Annotated in this window: 14 protein-coding genes, 2 tRNA genes and 2 pseudogenes; 7 read left to right on the top strand and 11 right to left on the bottom strand. The window is 58.9% G+C overall.

Going from position 1 to position 14336, the window contains the following annotated elements:
- The first annotated feature begins 142 nt into the window (after positions 1–142).
- From ACZ89E_RS07565 to ACZ89E_RS07535, 7 genes are all read left to right on the top strand, one after another.
- Entirely contained in the window at positions 143–913 is a 771-nt protein-coding gene (locus ACZ89E_RS07565; protein ID WP_476255253.1) for a DUF4198 domain-containing protein, read from the top strand.
- 27 nt (positions 914–940) lie between these two features.
- The gene (locus ACZ89E_RS07560) at positions 941–2146 is read left to right on the top strand and encodes an acetyltransferase domain-containing protein (protein WP_476255252.1); all 1206 of its coding nucleotides are present in this window, start codon (positions 941–943) and stop codon (positions 2144–2146) included.
- A 66-nt stretch (positions 2147–2212) separates the two neighbouring features.
- Positions 2213–3556 carry an OprD family porin gene (locus ACZ89E_RS07555; RefSeq protein WP_463257208.1) on the top strand — a complete coding sequence of 448 codons (1344 nt, stop codon included), beginning with the start codon at positions 2213–2215 and terminating at the stop codon, positions 3554–3556.
- Positions 3557–3784: 228 nt separating this feature from the next.
- A tRNA-Cys gene (locus ACZ89E_RS07550) sits at positions 3785–3858 on the top strand.
- 195 nt (positions 3859–4053) lie between these two features.
- Positions 4054–4140, top strand: a tRNA-Leu gene (locus ACZ89E_RS07545).
- Positions 4141–4304: 164 nt separating this feature from the next.
- The gene (locus ACZ89E_RS07540) at positions 4305–4655 is read left to right on the top strand and encodes a hypothetical protein (RefSeq protein ID WP_149661703.1); all 351 of its coding nucleotides are present in this window, start codon (positions 4305–4307) and stop codon (positions 4653–4655) included.
- A 98-nt stretch (positions 4656–4753) separates the two neighbouring features.
- Positions 4754–5128 (top strand): hypothetical protein, encoded by a 375-nt coding sequence (locus ACZ89E_RS07535; protein WP_476255251.1) that lies wholly within the window; start codon positions 4754–4756, stop codon positions 5126–5128.
- Between the two features lie 12 nt (positions 5129–5140).
- Here ACZ89E_RS07535 and ACZ89E_RS07530 read toward each other — a convergent pair whose 3' ends face one another.
- From ACZ89E_RS07530 to ACZ89E_RS07480, 11 genes and pseudogenes are all read right to left on the bottom strand, one after another.
- The gene (locus ACZ89E_RS07530; RefSeq protein ID WP_149661705.1) at positions 5141–5476 is read right to left on the bottom strand and encodes a hypothetical protein; all 336 of its coding nucleotides are present in this window, start codon (positions 5474–5476) and stop codon (positions 5141–5143) included.
- A gap of 126 nt (positions 5477–5602) precedes the next feature.
- The gene (locus tag ACZ89E_RS07525; protein WP_149661706.1) at positions 5603–5887 is read right to left on the bottom strand and encodes a hypothetical protein; all 285 of its coding nucleotides are present in this window, start codon (positions 5885–5887) and stop codon (positions 5603–5605) included.
- Positions 5888–6185: 298 nt separating this feature from the next.
- Entirely contained in the window at positions 6186–6416 is a 231-nt protein-coding gene (locus ACZ89E_RS07520; protein WP_133836423.1) for a hypothetical protein, read from the bottom strand.
- A gap of 129 nt (positions 6417–6545) precedes the next feature.
- Positions 6546–6767, bottom strand: a complete 222-nt coding sequence (locus ACZ89E_RS07515; protein WP_149661707.1) for a hypothetical protein — start codon at positions 6765–6767, stop codon at positions 6546–6548.
- Positions 6768–6863: 96 nt separating this feature from the next.
- Positions 6864–8489 (bottom strand): ABC-F family ATP-binding cassette domain-containing protein, encoded by a 1626-nt coding sequence (locus ACZ89E_RS07510; protein ID WP_463257275.1) that lies wholly within the window; start codon positions 8487–8489, stop codon positions 6864–6866.
- Between the two features lie 161 nt (positions 8490–8650).
- A pseudogene (locus ACZ89E_RS07505) lies at positions 8651–9689 on the bottom strand (DNA topoisomerase IB).
- A 76-nt stretch (positions 9690–9765) separates the two neighbouring features.
- Positions 9766–10845, bottom strand: coding sequence for a molybdenum ABC transporter ATP-binding protein (gene modC, locus ACZ89E_RS07500; RefSeq protein WP_476255250.1), 1080 nt, complete (start codon positions 10843–10845; stop codon positions 9766–9768).
- Between the two features lie 3 nt (positions 10846–10848).
- A complete protein-coding gene (modB, locus tag ACZ89E_RS07495; RefSeq protein ID WP_476255249.1) occupies positions 10849–11529 on the bottom strand; it encodes a molybdate ABC transporter permease subunit in 681 nt (226 codons plus the stop codon).
- A pseudogene (gene modA, locus ACZ89E_RS07490) lies at positions 11530–12298 on the bottom strand (molybdate ABC transporter substrate-binding protein).
- A 267-nt stretch (positions 12299–12565) separates the two neighbouring features.
- Complete coding sequence (locus tag ACZ89E_RS07485; protein WP_476255248.1) at positions 12566–13630, bottom strand: NAD(P)H-dependent flavin oxidoreductase; 1065 nt, start codon at positions 13628–13630, stop codon at positions 12566–12568.
- Between the two features lie 109 nt (positions 13631–13739).
- Entirely contained in the window at positions 13740–14333 is a 594-nt protein-coding gene (locus ACZ89E_RS07480) for a hypothetical protein (RefSeq protein WP_476255247.1), read from the bottom strand.
- Positions 14334–14336: the final 3 nt, after the last annotated feature.

The raw sequence follows: 14336 nt of genomic DNA, 5'->3' as shown, positions 1-14336 counted from the left end.
CATGCGCTGATTTCAGAGAAAAGCGCAAAAGTCTCTGCGCTGTAATGCGTACAGAGAGAGGGGCGCGGTTTGTGAAGTCGCTGGTTTCCAGGCAGCTTTTGCGAATCGCTGAAAAACACCAATCGGAGCCAAAAAAATGCGAATGAGCAACGCAAAAGCACTGTTGGGTTACGGCGCCTTCCTGCTGGCTGGCAGCAGCGAGGCGCATCAGATCTGGTACGAACAGCCACCGGGGCAACCCTTGGCGTTGTACTACGGGGAATATGACAAGAACATACTGGAAGTCACGCCGGGCGGGATGGACCGGTTCCAGCAACTCAAGGCTTGGTCGATTGGCAACAATTCGAAACCATTGAATCTGACCTTGCAGCGCCAGGCTTTTTCGGTAGCCCATCATGCGGCGGGCGATGACTCGCTTCTCGCCCAAGATCCGCATTATCCGATCTTCGACCTGCATGAAGCCGACAAATCCCTGAAAACGTATTGGACGCCAGCGACCCGTTGGGTCGGCGATTTGCGTGCCCGAACCCCGGAACTGACCCTGGACATCGTGCCGACCGGCCTCGTCGATGGCAACAAGGCGCAATTCCAAGTGTACTATTCGCAAAAACCGCTGGCGGGTCAGGACGTTATGCTGGAAACCGGTTCCGGTGAAGTCTTCACCCAGCGCACCGATGCGGCGGGCAGAGTCAGCTTCGAGTTGCCCTGGCAGGGCACGTATGTGGTGGCCGTCGAATACAAGGACCGCACGCCGGGTGAACGGGTCAGTCCGCAAGGCAAGACCGAGCCCTACGACCTGAAGAGCTTCAGCTCGACGCTGTCGTTCTATCGAGCCCAGGGCACGCCGCCATTGCCGCGGGCACCGTCGCAGCTGCCGGCCTCCGAAGTCGCCCGGTTGAAGAAACAGGCCTGATCCACCGCCCCCACAGGAGTCACCACTATGTCCCAATCTTCAGGATTGGCCGGGCAGGCGGGAAGTGTTTCCGCTGCGCTGGCCGCCCCCGCTGTAAAAGCCAACACCCGGATGCTGGCGATCGATGCCCTGCGCGGTTTCGTCATGCTGTTGATGCTGATCGACCACGTGCGCGAAACCTTTCTGCTGCACCGTCAGGTCACCGACCCCATCGACGCCTTGAGCGTCACGCCGGACCTGTACTTCACCCGCATGCTCAGCGAAATCTGTGCCCCGGTGTTCATCTTCCTCACCGGCCTGTCGGCCTGGCTCTACAGCCAGAAACACACCGCCAGCGAAACCTCGGTGTTCCTGCTCAAGCGTGGATTCTTCCTGGTGTTTCTGGAGATCACCTTCGTCTGCTTCGCCTGGAACGCCGAGTTCCCGCCCAAGACCCTGTGGCTGCAAGTGATCTGGTGCATCGGCATCTGCATGATCGTGCTCGCCGGGTTGCTGCACTTCAAACGCGGCTGGTTGATTGTGTTGGGGCTGGTCATCGTCGCCGGGCACAACCTGTTCGATAACGTCGTCGTCGGGCCGGAGTCGCCGTTCTATGTGCCGTGGTCGATCCTGCATCAGAAGGTGTTTATCGACATCACCGAGTTCACCCGGGCGCGCACGACCTATCCGGTACTGCCGTGGATTGGTGTGATTCTGCTGGGCTGGGGGATCGGGCCGTGGTTCGGCAAGGACATGGAACCGGCGGAGCGGATTTCCCGCCTGGTCAAACTCGGCGCCGGTCTGCTGGTGGCGTTCGTGTTCATCCGTTACCTGAACGTCTACGGCGAGAAGCCGTGGGTGCAGACCGGTGATTCGTTGCGCACCTTCATGAGCTTCATGAGCGCGAAAAAGTATCCGCCGTCGTTGATGTTCCTGATGCCGACCCTTGGTCTCGGGCTGCTGTTGCTGGCGTTGTTCGAGAAGCTGCAGGATCGCTGGTCCACCGCGACACTGGCGATCTACGGTGGGGCGCCGATGTTTTTCTATTTGCTGCACCTATACGTGCTCAAAGCCATGTACCTGGTGGCTGTCGCGATTTGGGGTGCCAATCAGGGCGCGTATTACGGTTTCGACAACCTGCCCACGGTGTGGCTGTGGAGCGTGATCCTCGGCGTGTTGCTGTTCTTCCCGACGCGCTGGTTCGCCAGCCTCAAACAGCGCCGTCGCGACATCGCGATCCTCAAATACCTCTGAGTTGCCCAATGGTGTCCCCCGTTTGGCGGGACACCTTGCAGACCCCGAATGCTGTGGAGTTGCCCTGTGAAAACCCTATCGACACACACCCTGCTATTGGCATTGGGTGGGCAGTCCTTGCTCGCCCTGGCTTCGGAACAAGACAACGCCAAAGGCTTTGTCGAAGACAGCCAGTGGAGCCTGCTCAACCGTAGCGTCTACGACCGCCGCGACTATGAACACGGCGCGCTGAGCAACGGCGCACGCAATGCCTACAAACCCCGCGCCCAACGTAGCGACCTCGCCGAGGAATGGGCCTACGGCCTGATGGCCGATTTCACCTCCGGCTACACCCCTGGTACCGTGGGTTTTGGCCTCGACGCCCATGTGTATTCCGGCTGGAAACTGGACAGCGGAGGCGGGCGGGCCGGCAAGGCGCGGTTGCTCGGCGTGGACAACGACGGTCACCCCAAGGATGAATTCAGTCGTGGGGGCGCCGTGGCCAAGCTGCGCTTTTCTTCCACCGAACTGCGTTACGGCGAGCAACGGGTGAAAACCCCGGTGTTCGGCTCATCCGACAGCCGCCTGCTGCCGGAAACCGCCACCGGTTGGCTGCTGACCAGCCGCGAACTGCCCGCCACCACCCTGTACGGCGGACATTTCAACGAAAGCACCGACCGCAACGCTACCAGTCATGACCAAGGATTCGTGGTCAATTATTCCAACGGCAAGCAGGGAGACAGCTTCGATCTGGTGGGGGTGCGCAACACCGCTGTCAAAGGGCTCAATGCCAGCCTGTTCAGCGCGGTCTATGCCGACACTTGGCGTCAGCATTACCTGGGTGCGGTCTACACCCAGCCGATAGCGGACGGCCAGGACCTGACCTTCGACCTCAATCTGTATCGCACCCAGGACACTGGCAAAGCCTTGTCCGGCCGGATCGACAACACCACCTGGAGTTTTCTGACGACCTACAAGGCCGGTTCCCACAGCTTCGGCCTGGGCTATCAGAAAGTCGACGGCGACACGCCCTACGACTACGTCACCCGCGGCGCGATCTACTTGAGTAACGCCGTGGCTCTGTCCGACTTCAACGCGCCGCAAGAGGCGTCCTGGCAGGCGCGCTACGACCTGAACCTGGCTGGCTACGGCATCCCCGGTCTAACCTTCGGCGCTCTGTATGTTCGCGGCAGCGGCATCGACGGCAGCCACATGGACCCGAACGGCGGTTACAAATGGCTGGGTTACGGCCAGGGCGGCAAACACTGGGAGCGCGATCTACAGGCCAAATACGTGGTGCAATCCGGCGCGGCGAAAAACCTCGCGTTCACCTTGCGCCATGCCGTGCACCGGGGGAACGCGGCCCAGGCGGAACTGGATGCCAACCAGATTCGCCTGGCGGTGGAATATCCATTGGGTGGGAAATTCTGAATCGCGAACGTGACGTAGCGTGAAACCGGGCGCGATCAACCGGGCAGAATTTTTTTTGAAATCAAGGGGTTGCCAGCCTCGGGAAATCAGTACATAATTCACGCCATCGAAAGCACTGACGGCTGAAAAAGCTCAATGTTTTCAATGAGTTAGAGAATGATTCAATTAACTCTCGAAGCTCAGCGTTTGTATGCGTTTGGTGTCGTGCTACTGACATCAGATGTTTGAGGCCGAGTAGCAAAATGGTTATGCAGTGGATTGCAAATCCACCTACGCCGGTTCGATTCCGACCTCGGCCTCCACTTTAAACGAGCTCCGTAGATCCTTGATCTACGGAGCTTTTTTATTTTCGCAGCCCTGCAAGATTTAGTCTTGAAAAGGCCATATGCGAACTTGCTTCACGGGGGAGGGATGTATATATTTCCACCTCTGCTGCATAAGCGTCAGAACGGCCAGGTTGTTACATGGCAGTATTCAGACCGCTTCACCGCGCTACCGCCCGAATGGCGAAACTGGTAGACGCATGGGACTTAAAATCCCCCGCTCGTAAGGGCGTGCCGGTTCGATTCCGGCTTCGGGCACCATTTAAAATCAAGGGTTTGCGGGCGAAAGCTGATGCAAACCCTTGTTTGTTTCTGGTCCATTCATTTGGATCATTCCCGCCTAAAGTACTCAAGAAACCAACCTGTTTGGCCGATACGCTTTGCTCCAGGCATTGATGCCAATCAAGTGAGTAACGGAGTTTCAAATGGTTTTGCATAAAATGTTCGCACGTCTAGGCATTGTGATGATTGTCGGTGGGTACGTTGTTTCAGCCGCGGCTGCCGGTGACGCTGCCAAGGACCACAACGTGGCCATTTCGCTGGTCGCTATGACCCAAGCGTGTGCGGAGCAACACCCCGACGCGGGAATATCTCTGGAAAAAAACATGCTGAAGGAGAAGGCTAGCCTGACTCCCGAGATGGAGAAAATCATCAAAGAGGCGGCGACAAACCCCGTGTACGCCAGTGAAGTGAAGGAATCCTACGACTTCTTCACTACCCCCGATGGCCTGGGCCTTCTGAAAAGCATCTGCAAAGAAATGATCGCTACGAATTAATAGTTTTTTAAGTTATATATCAAAGGCCTGCATGAGGTTTCTCATGCAGGCCTTGTTGTTTCTGCTGCATTATTTTTGACAGGCATGGAGCTTGGGTTTTGATTTCATTGATGAAAAAAACAGCCATCGTATTCAGCGTTGGGCTGGCGGGCTTGGGTAGTATTGCGGCGTCAGTGGCCCAGGAGCCGTCCAATCGCGAGGCCGCGGTGATGACCGTAGCGATGAAGAGGACGTGCTCACACTTGAACCCTGCCGGGAAATATTCCCTTCGCAACGTCATGGACGACCCAGAGTCGGGGCTGACGGAAGAGATGAAGGAAGAAATTCTCATCGCCGACACATCACCCGACTACCAACAGGAAATTCAGCTAGCCAGGGATAAAACCGAGAGCGACATTACTGGCCGGGCCGCAATTGCCCTGATCTGCAGAAATTTCGAACCGCCCAAGGGCTTTAGTTTCTGGCCCTGGTAAGGCGACGCTGCGCTAATCGCCTAGCCTCATCACGGTCTTGCATCGGATGCATTGAGCTTCGCACTCTGTGTAAACCTGATAGGCCAGAAGGCGGCGGCTGTTGAGTGATTCGTCGCCAGGCCGGTAAAGGAATTCCATGCACTTTCTGCACTTTGGGCAACGCACAAAGCAGGACAGCAGAAAGAACAAACAAACGGCGATGATTTGCAGGACAGCGAAGATTTCAAAATGACGCTTGGCTGAGTGATCGAACCAAAACCAGGCCATGTAGATAAGGCTGCCCCAGAAACTGGCGGAGCATAGCAGCGCCGCCACGAAGGCTATCCAGCGATTTTTTAGTGTTTTCAAGTAAGAGTCCATTCTGAAAGTGCCGCGCCAGTATGCGGGGACGGGCGGTACTTTTCAGCTTTGGCGTGCTCTTGGAGTTTGCCTCAGGAATAAGTTGGGCCGATCAGATCGGCCCGAGGGGAATATCTAAACGAAGGCCTGACCGCGAAATCCGCGAGGCAGTCTTTGTCGCCCAGGCATGGCCGATAGCCGCTGAACCCATTCTGCCCGCCAATCACTAGCGGTATGAGTCACCTTGGCCTTGCGCGCCGCGCGACGTGTCGCGTTGCGTTCTTCTTTGCGCGCGTCCTTGAACGCATCGGTGTTGCGGCAGCTTCTGCATTTCACCTGGTTCAGTATTTTGCTCGAAACCAGATTGGTACCGGTATGACCGCAGGCTAGATGCCCGCCAACTTTGAAGTGAGTGACCATGTGGAACGTCTCCTTCGTGACGTGTGTTCGTTGGACCTCTCGTCAGCGACGGCGTTCGTCATTGGAACCAACAGGCAAAAAAAAGCCCGCATGCGGGCGGGCCAAGGGATTCTTCAAAGGAGTGGTTCCACAGTAGGGCGTTGGTTGTGAACAGGATGTGAAAGGATTTGGGCAAAAAAAAGCCCAGCGCATGGCCGGGTTGCGGGTATTGCAGGAGGCTATCAGGCAGGCAGGGTCTCGGTGACACGGTGGTCGCCGTTCATGCTTCCTGATTCAGGCCTGTCCTTGAGTCGGATATCTATCTGAACCGTGGCAGTGGTGGTTCGACGGGGTGGAGCGACGACAGCGTGCTGCGAATCAGCGGTGCGTCTTTCTCGATGTCGTTCAGCCGGTCACGGATTTTCAGGGCCGTAGGGTGACCGCCTTGGTGATCGACCCAGTCGGCGATTTCCTTGCAGGCGGCCGCGAGGCGAGCCTGACGGGAGTCGAGTAGGGTGAGCAGGGTGGTGATGGACTCTTTTTCGGACATGACAAACACCTCCTTGAAGGAATCTGACAAGTGGCAGCAAAAAGCCCGCTGGTGCGAGCTTTCTGCCGATGGGGTCGCTGGTCCTTCAGCTTTTTTCAGTATAGACCCGGTTAGAAATCATGAACCTTTTCAGCTTTGCCGGGCTGTCACTTGTGAGCGGGCATTGAGCTGGTGGCACTCACGTCGTGCGTCTTCTTCAAGATCGAAGCCGTCACCGATGAAGCCGCGGGTGCGGGTATCGGCGATGCGGTACCAGACGGCAGCGTCAGGTGGTGCGTGGTCGACTTCTCCGGCTCGGCGGCCATGAATGATGATCTTGTTGCAACGTTTCACAACGAAAATGTCTTCCATGGCACCACCGTAGCTGATTCGTGTTCAGATCAACTATAGAAGCCCTTTGCGATCGTGCAAAAAATAGACAGGTCAGTTCGTCGGTTGTCTGCTTGATCAATCGCCGAAAGGTTGTAGCTGCCAGCCCGCCGGGCGCCATTTCAAGGTGTGGGTCGGGGCCAGCGCCCTGAGAAACGCCTGGTCGTGGGATACCGCGATGATCGCTCCCGGGAAATCTCGCAGCGCGTATTCGAATGCCTCGATGGACTCAAGGTCCAGGTGGTTGGTGGGCTCGTCGAGCAGCAACAGCTGCGCCGGTATTTTGCGCCAGAGCGCAATGGCGATGGCCGCTTTGAGGCGTTCGCCTCCGCTGAGCAAGCCACTCGGCCGAGTAACCCGGCTGACGTCCAGTTGCAGGTGAGCCAAATGACTGCGCAGCGTACCTTCGGTCAACGGCGTGTCGAGCAAGCCCAATTGCTCGACGACGGAGCGCTGGTCGTCCAGTAAGGCCAGCTGCTGATCGAGAAAGGCGCTGGGTACATGGGTGATGCACTGGCCCGTATGCGGTGGAAACTCGCCGGCGAGCATACGCAGCAAGGTGGATTTTCCACAGCCATTCGGCCCACTGACGGCGATGCGCACCGGGCCTGCCATGGATAACGTCAGTCGGGATGCAGACCAGGGCGGTTGCGCGTCTACCAGCGTCAACACCTGTCGAGTTGCCGGCACGGCGGTGCCTGGCAGGCTCACCACCACACAATCCTCGGGCAACACCTTGGCGCTGGCTTCCCGCAGTTGAGCGTCGAGTCCGCTTTTGCGAGTTTGATGCGCCTGGCGTACCGGCCCCATGGCGTCTCTGGCAGCGCCTTTCATCTTGGCTTTTTCGAAGCCGGAGACATTGGCGCTGTCAGCCTTTTTCAGTGTGCCGGCGACATGGCGCTGGATCGTATCGTGCTCCCGTTGCAAGCGGTGGCGTTCGCGATTGCGCTCGGTCCGGGCCTGATTGAGGACCCTGTGCGCGGCGGCCCGATCGATGTCCCGTTGTGCCTGGAACGCCTGGTAATGACCGCCAAAGACCTTCGCTTCGAGCGGTGTCAGTTCGACGATTCGTTGCATACGGTTCAGTAGTTGTCGGTCATGACTGATCACGATCAACCCGCCGCGCCACTGGTCAAGCTTGTGCAGCAGCCAGCGACGCCCGTCGGCGTCCAGGTGGTTGGTGGGTTCATCCAGCATCAAAAGCTGAGCCTGGCCGAGTAGGGCGCCGATCAGGGCAATACGCGCTTGTTGGCCGCCGCTTAAGTGTTGCGTCAGATCCTCGGGACCGATGTCTGCCAGCCCCGCCTCATCCAGCAGCAGGCGCAAGCGTTCGGACAGGTCCCAACGGTCGGCCAAGGTGTCGAAATCTTCGCTTGAGCCATGGCCGAGATTCAGCCGGGCAAGGGCCTGCAAGGCCGGTGCGCAACCGGTGGCGTGGGCGACGGTTTGCCCTTCAATGATTGGAAACGTTTGCGGGACATACGCAACATGTCCCTGGCAGATCAGGCTGCCAGCGGTGGGGTTGAGTTGCCCGGCAATCAATCGCCCAAGCACGCTCTTGCCGACGCCATTACGGCCGACGATAGCGGTGGGGATGCGGTCGAAACTGAGGTTCAGGGACTCGAAAATCGTCTCGCCATTGGCGAAGTGAAAACACAGTTGGTTCAGGGAAACGAGTGCAGGCAGACGCGTGACGTGAGTCATCGGCACCTCCGAAAAATGTCGAAAAACCAACAAGCGCCGTGGGCGGCTTGTCGCGCAAACATTTTGGAAGGCTTAGTTGTTCACGTTAGCGGTCGTCCAGGGGAAATGAGATTGGTCAGGCTAGACGAGGATTCGGATTCGATCAAGGCCTGCGTAGGCGCTCAGGGTTTTTCAGTGGCGGCGACCATTTGTTCGAGAAAAATCGCCAACCCGACTTCTTCGGCCCTGAGGCCTTTTCGCACCCTCGGCCGCGGCAATTGAGCCAATGCCCCCAGCATGAATCCATCCAGCACCGCCGGGTGGATGTAGCACTTGCGGCATACCGCCGGGGTGTTGCCCAACTGTTTGGCGACGTTCTTCACCATATCCACCACATGCCGCTTGGCGTCGGATTCCGGTTCCCATTGCAGCTCGCGCAACACCGCCAACGCCAACGCGCTGCCGGCCCAGGTGCGGTAATCCTTGGCGGTGAAGTCGGCGCCGGTAAGGGTTTGCAGGTAAGCGTTGACGTCGGAGGAGCTGACGGTGTGGCGCTCGCCGTTTTCATCGAGGTACTGAAACAGGTTTTGCCCCGGAATTTCCAGGCAGCGCTTGATGATCCGTGCCAGGCGCCGGTCTTTCACGGTGATCTGGTGCTCGACGCCGCTTTTGCCACGAAACTGGAAACAGGATCGCACTGCCATTGACCTCAACGTGTCGGCTGCGCAGGGTGGTCAGGCCGTAGGAGCGGTTGTCCCGGGCATATTGGGTATTGCCGACGCGGATCAGCGTCGCATCGAGCAAGGTGATGACCGTGGCCATAACCTTGTCGCGGCTGAATCCGGGCGCCGCCAACAGGGCTTCCAGTTGTTTGCGCAGTTTTGGCAGGGCCAGGCCGAAATCCCTGAGACGTGAATACTTGTCGGCGTCGCGCACTTCGCGCCAGCGCGTGTGATAACGGTATTGCTTGCGGCCCCGGGCATCGCGGCCGGTGGCTTGCAGATGGCCGCGCGGGTCGGCGCTGATCCACACGTCGACGTAGGCCGGTGGCACCGCCAGGGCGTTGATGCGCTTGATTTCGTCGGGATCGGTGATGCGCTGGCCCGCCGGATCGAAATAACAGAACTTGCCGCGCAGTTTCCTGCGGGTGATACCGGGCTGGGTGTCATCGACGTAATGCAGGTCGGGCGGCAACACATCGGTCAGCGCGGTATCGGGCATGGCGGTAGTCCTTGGCAATGAAATCGAGGGCTTGTACAGCCATTGACCGCGCGACTTCGCCGTGGTGCCAAGAGATTCAGGCCAGTACGGCCACCGCTTTGATCTGCGCCCACAGCGACTGGCCGGGATGAATGCCCAGTTGATCCCGGGAGTAGCGGGTGATCCGCGCCAGCAGCGGCGTGCCGCCGGCGTCCAGCCGGACCAGAACGTGGGCGGCATTGTCGGCACCCAATTCATGGATGACCGTGACCGGAAGGCGATTGAGTATGCTGCTTTGCTCGATGCTGTGCAGGCTCAAGCTGACATCCCGCGCCTGCACCTTGCAGCGTAAGGCCTGACCTTCGGTCATCGGCGAATGGGTCACGCGGATGCTCAGGCCGGTGTTTGGCAGTTGCAAGGTGAGCAGTTGATAGTCGGAGTCGTAGGCGCTGACATGTCCTTCAATCACCACGCCGGCATCGTCACCCAGCGCCAAAGGAAGGTCGAGACGGGCCAGAGTTTCGCCGATCGGGCCGCTCGCCAGGGCTTTGCCGTCGCTGAGCAGGACAATATGGTCGGCCAGTCGCGCCACTTCATCCTGGGAGTGACTGACGTACAACACCGGAATATCCAGTTCATCGTGCAGCCGTTGCAGGTACGGCAGGATTTCGTTTTTGCGTTGGCTGTCGAGTGCCGCCAGCGGTTCGTCCATCAGCAACAGTTTCGGGCTGGTGAGCAGGGCGCGAGCGATGCCGATGCGCTGGCGCTCACCGCCGGACAAGTGCTGCGGATGCCGGTCCAGCAGATGGCCGATGCCCAGCAGCTCGGTGGCATGGGCCATGTCGACCCGGCGCTGTTGTTTCGGGATGCGCTTGAGGCCGAACTCAAGGTTGGCCAGCACCGACAGGTGTGGAAACAGGCTCGCCTCTTGAAAGACGTAACCGATGGCGCGTTTGTGCGGCGGGACGAAGATTTTCTTGCTGCTGTCCTGCCAGACTTCATCGTTGACCTGGATGAAACCTTCTTCGGCTTGCTCCAGCCCGGCAATGCAGCGCAGGCAGGTGGTCTTGCCCGAGCCGGAATGGCCAAATAGCGCGGTGACGCCGCTACCGGGCAATTGCAGGTCGACATCCAGGGCGAACCCCGAGTAATGCAGTTTCAGACGGGTTTGAATCATCAATCAGCTCCAGCCCGCTTTGGTTTTACGGCTGGAGTACAGCGCCAGCAACACCAGGAAAGAAAACACCAGCATCGCCCCGGCCAGCCAATGGGCCTGGGCGTATTCCATGGCTTCGACGTGATCGTAGATCTGCACCGAGACCACCCGGGTCTTGTCCGGAATATTGCCGCCGATCATCAGCACCACGCCAAATTCGCCGACCGTGTGGGCGAAACCGAGTATCGCGGCGGTGATGAAACCGGGGCGGGCCAGGGGCAGAATCACGCTGAAAAACGTGTCCCAGGGATTGGCGCGCAACGTGGCGGCCACTTCCAATGGGCGAGTGCCGATGGCGGAAAAGGCGTTTTGCAGCGGCTGTACCACGAACGGCATCGAATAGAGCACCGAACCGATCACCAACCCTGCAAAACTGAATGTGAGGGTGCCCAGCCCCAGTGATTGAGTGAACTGCCCGATGAAGCCGTGAGGCCCGAGCGCCAGTAGCAAATAGAAGCCAATCACCGTGGGTGGCAGCACCAGGGGCAGGGCGACGATCGCCCCGACCGGGCCGCGCAACCAGGAACGGGTGCGCGACAGCCATAACGCAATCGGAGTGCCGATAATCAACAGGATGACAGTCGTCAGGGACGCCAGTTTCAGGGTCAGCCAGATGGCGGAAAAATCGGCACTCGTCAGCGTCATTTAGAGTTGATAACCGTAGGACTTGATGACAGCAGCGGCTTTCGGCCCTTTGAGGTATTCAACCAGTGCCTTGGCGGCCGGGTTGTCTTTGCCTTTGTTGAGGATCACCGCGTCTTGTTTGATCGTGGTCGTGCAGGCTGGCAGGAACGATCCAGGCCGAACCGCTGGTGACTTTGCCGTCTTTGTAGATCTGCGACAAGGCCACGAAGCCCAATTCCGCGTTGCCGGTGGAGACAAACTGGTAGGCCTGGGTGATGTTCTGGCCTTCAACGATCTTGTCCTTGACCTTGTCGGTCAGGCCTTCTTTGGCCAATACCTGCGTGGCCGCCAGGCCATACGGCGCGGCTTTCGGGTTGGCAATGGACAGGTGCTGGTATTCGTTCTTTTTCAGCACTTCGCCCTTGGCGTCGACATAACCTTCCTTGGCCGACCACAGCGCGAGGGTGCCGATGGCGTAGGTGAAGCGCGAGCCTTTGACGGTATCGCCTTCGGTTTCAAGTTTTTGCGGGGTAGTGTCGTCGGCCGAGAGGAACACTTCGAACGGTGCGCCGTTTTTGATCTGGGTGTAGAACTGACCGGTCGCGCCATAAGCCGCTACTAGTTTATGCCCGGTGTCTTTTTCGAAATCGGCGGCGATCGCCTGGATCGGTGCGGTGAAGTTGGCGGCGACCGCCACCTGGACTTCATCGGCCTGGGCCGAGCCGAAAGCGAAGACAGCGAGCACACTCGCCAGGCAAGTAGGGGCAAAACGTGAGGCACGAATGGTCATGGAACGGCTCCGTGGTAGGCAAGTGCAGTGGGCAGTTTTTATAGGGGGAACTGCGCCGATGCGAGGGGTGAAACGCTATATATCGGAATATATAGCGAAATGCCTGTAAACGGAACTTGTTGGGCTTTCCTCTGTGGTGAGGGAGCTATTTGTGGCGAGGGAGCTTGCTCCCGCTGGGTCGCGAAGCGGCCCCGCTTTACAGGGGACTGCTGCGCAGTCCAGCGGGAGCAAGCCCCCTCGCCACAGGGGTTTTGTAGTGTTCTGGGATTAGCGGTGAGTCAGCTTCGCCAACGCTTCTTCAGCCAATCGCCGGGTCAATTCAGCGGCTGGCATCTCGATGCCCAGCCTGAACGCCTGTCCGGCCCAAAGATTGGCGAAATCCGCCGGGTCTTTGTCCCGCAACGGCATCAGTGCACCACCGGCCAGTGGAAAGGCCGGGGCTTTGTCGCTCATGGGGCCGATTTCACGCATCACCCGATTCAGAATCCCCCGCGCCGGGCGCCCGGTGAACAGGTTGGTGAGCGCGGTTTCGCTGTCCTTGGCCGTGCGCAACGCCTTGTGGTGCGCCGCGCTGATCTTGGCTTCCGCTGTAAACAAATACGCCGTGCCCACCTGTACCGCCGAGGCGCCCAAGTGAAACGCGGCGGCAATCCCTCGTGCGTCAGCGATCCCGCCCGCGGCAATCACCGGTAGTTTCACCGCATCGACGATCTGCGGCACCAGCGCGAAAGTCCCCACCTGACTGTTCAAGTCATCGCTGAGAAACATCCCGCGATGACCACCGGCCTCGTAGCCCATGGCGATGATTGCGTCGCAGCCATGTTGTTCCAGCCAGACCGCTTCTTCTACGGTGGTGGCCGAAGACAGGATTCTTGCCCCGGTGGCTTTCACCCGATCCAGCAGCGATTTCTCCGGCAGCCCGAAGTGAAAACTCACGACCTCGGGGCGAAATGCTTCGACCAGTGCGCAGGTTGCGTCATCGAACGGCGCACGATTGGACACGGGCGTTGGCGCATCAAAATCGGCACCCAGTTCACGGTAGTAAGGCTCCAGCAAATCCTTCCAGTCCCGCGCCTTTTGCTCATCCGGCAGCGGTGGCTGGTGGCAGAAGAAATTGACGTTGAACGGACGTTGGCTGTGTTGGCGGATGGTTTTCAGTTCTTCGCGCAGTTGATCGAGGCTCAGCAACGCCGCAGGCAACGAGCCCAGGCCGCCGGCGTTGCTCGTCGCAATCACCATGGCCGAATCGTGAGCGCCGGCCATGGGCGCCTGGATGATCGGCAACTCGATGCCGAGCAGGTCAAGAATGCGGGTGTCTGGCCATTGGCTCATTTGAATGCTTCTCCGACGTCGACGGTAATGCCCGTTTTGTAACAGCAATGACAGGTGGCGGACCAGTTTGTTTTTCTGAATGACCAGCGTCGGTTTTACTGAAAGGTGTTTATGCCTGCGGCAGCCAGGGGGCCGCGAGTGCCAAGGCACCGTGGCCACCTCGGCGCACGCAGGCCAGAACCTGCAGCCAGGTCAGTTCGGTCAGGCGAACCTGGGAGGCAGGCACCACGCGAACTTCCCCCGACGTGCCGCTCGCCGGGCCGGCGTCCAGGATAAACACCGAAAACCAGGCATCCTGCTGTTCAAGCACCAGACAAAACAACCAGCCATCGTCCTCGTTGATCAACCCGACCTTGGCGCCCTGGACATTTTCCAGGCCGGTCAGACGCGCCGTCGCATCCTTGAGCAGGGCATAGCCGGGTACTTTGCCGAGCACATTGTCTTCCAGCGTATTAAATACAGCGGTCCCGAACCGGGTTTTGGCGAGCAACCCGGCGAAAAAGCAGATCAGCACCAACACCACCAGCGCCACCAGGGTGAACAGCGTCACTCCGGCGACGCTGTACTCGGCAAACATGGGCAGCAGTGTGTGGATCGGTTCGCGGAGCAGATGAACTCCTTTTTCCAGCAACATGAAGACCAACAACAACGGCAGGATGAACAGCAGCCCCCCAGCCACTGTGGTTTTGATAAAACGAAACATGGC

It is taken from the genome of Pseudomonas sp. TE3899, from assembly GCF_056279105.1.
The sequence above is the reverse complement of the archived record's forward strand: the minus strand, read 5'-3'. Positions and strand labels throughout refer to the sequence as shown.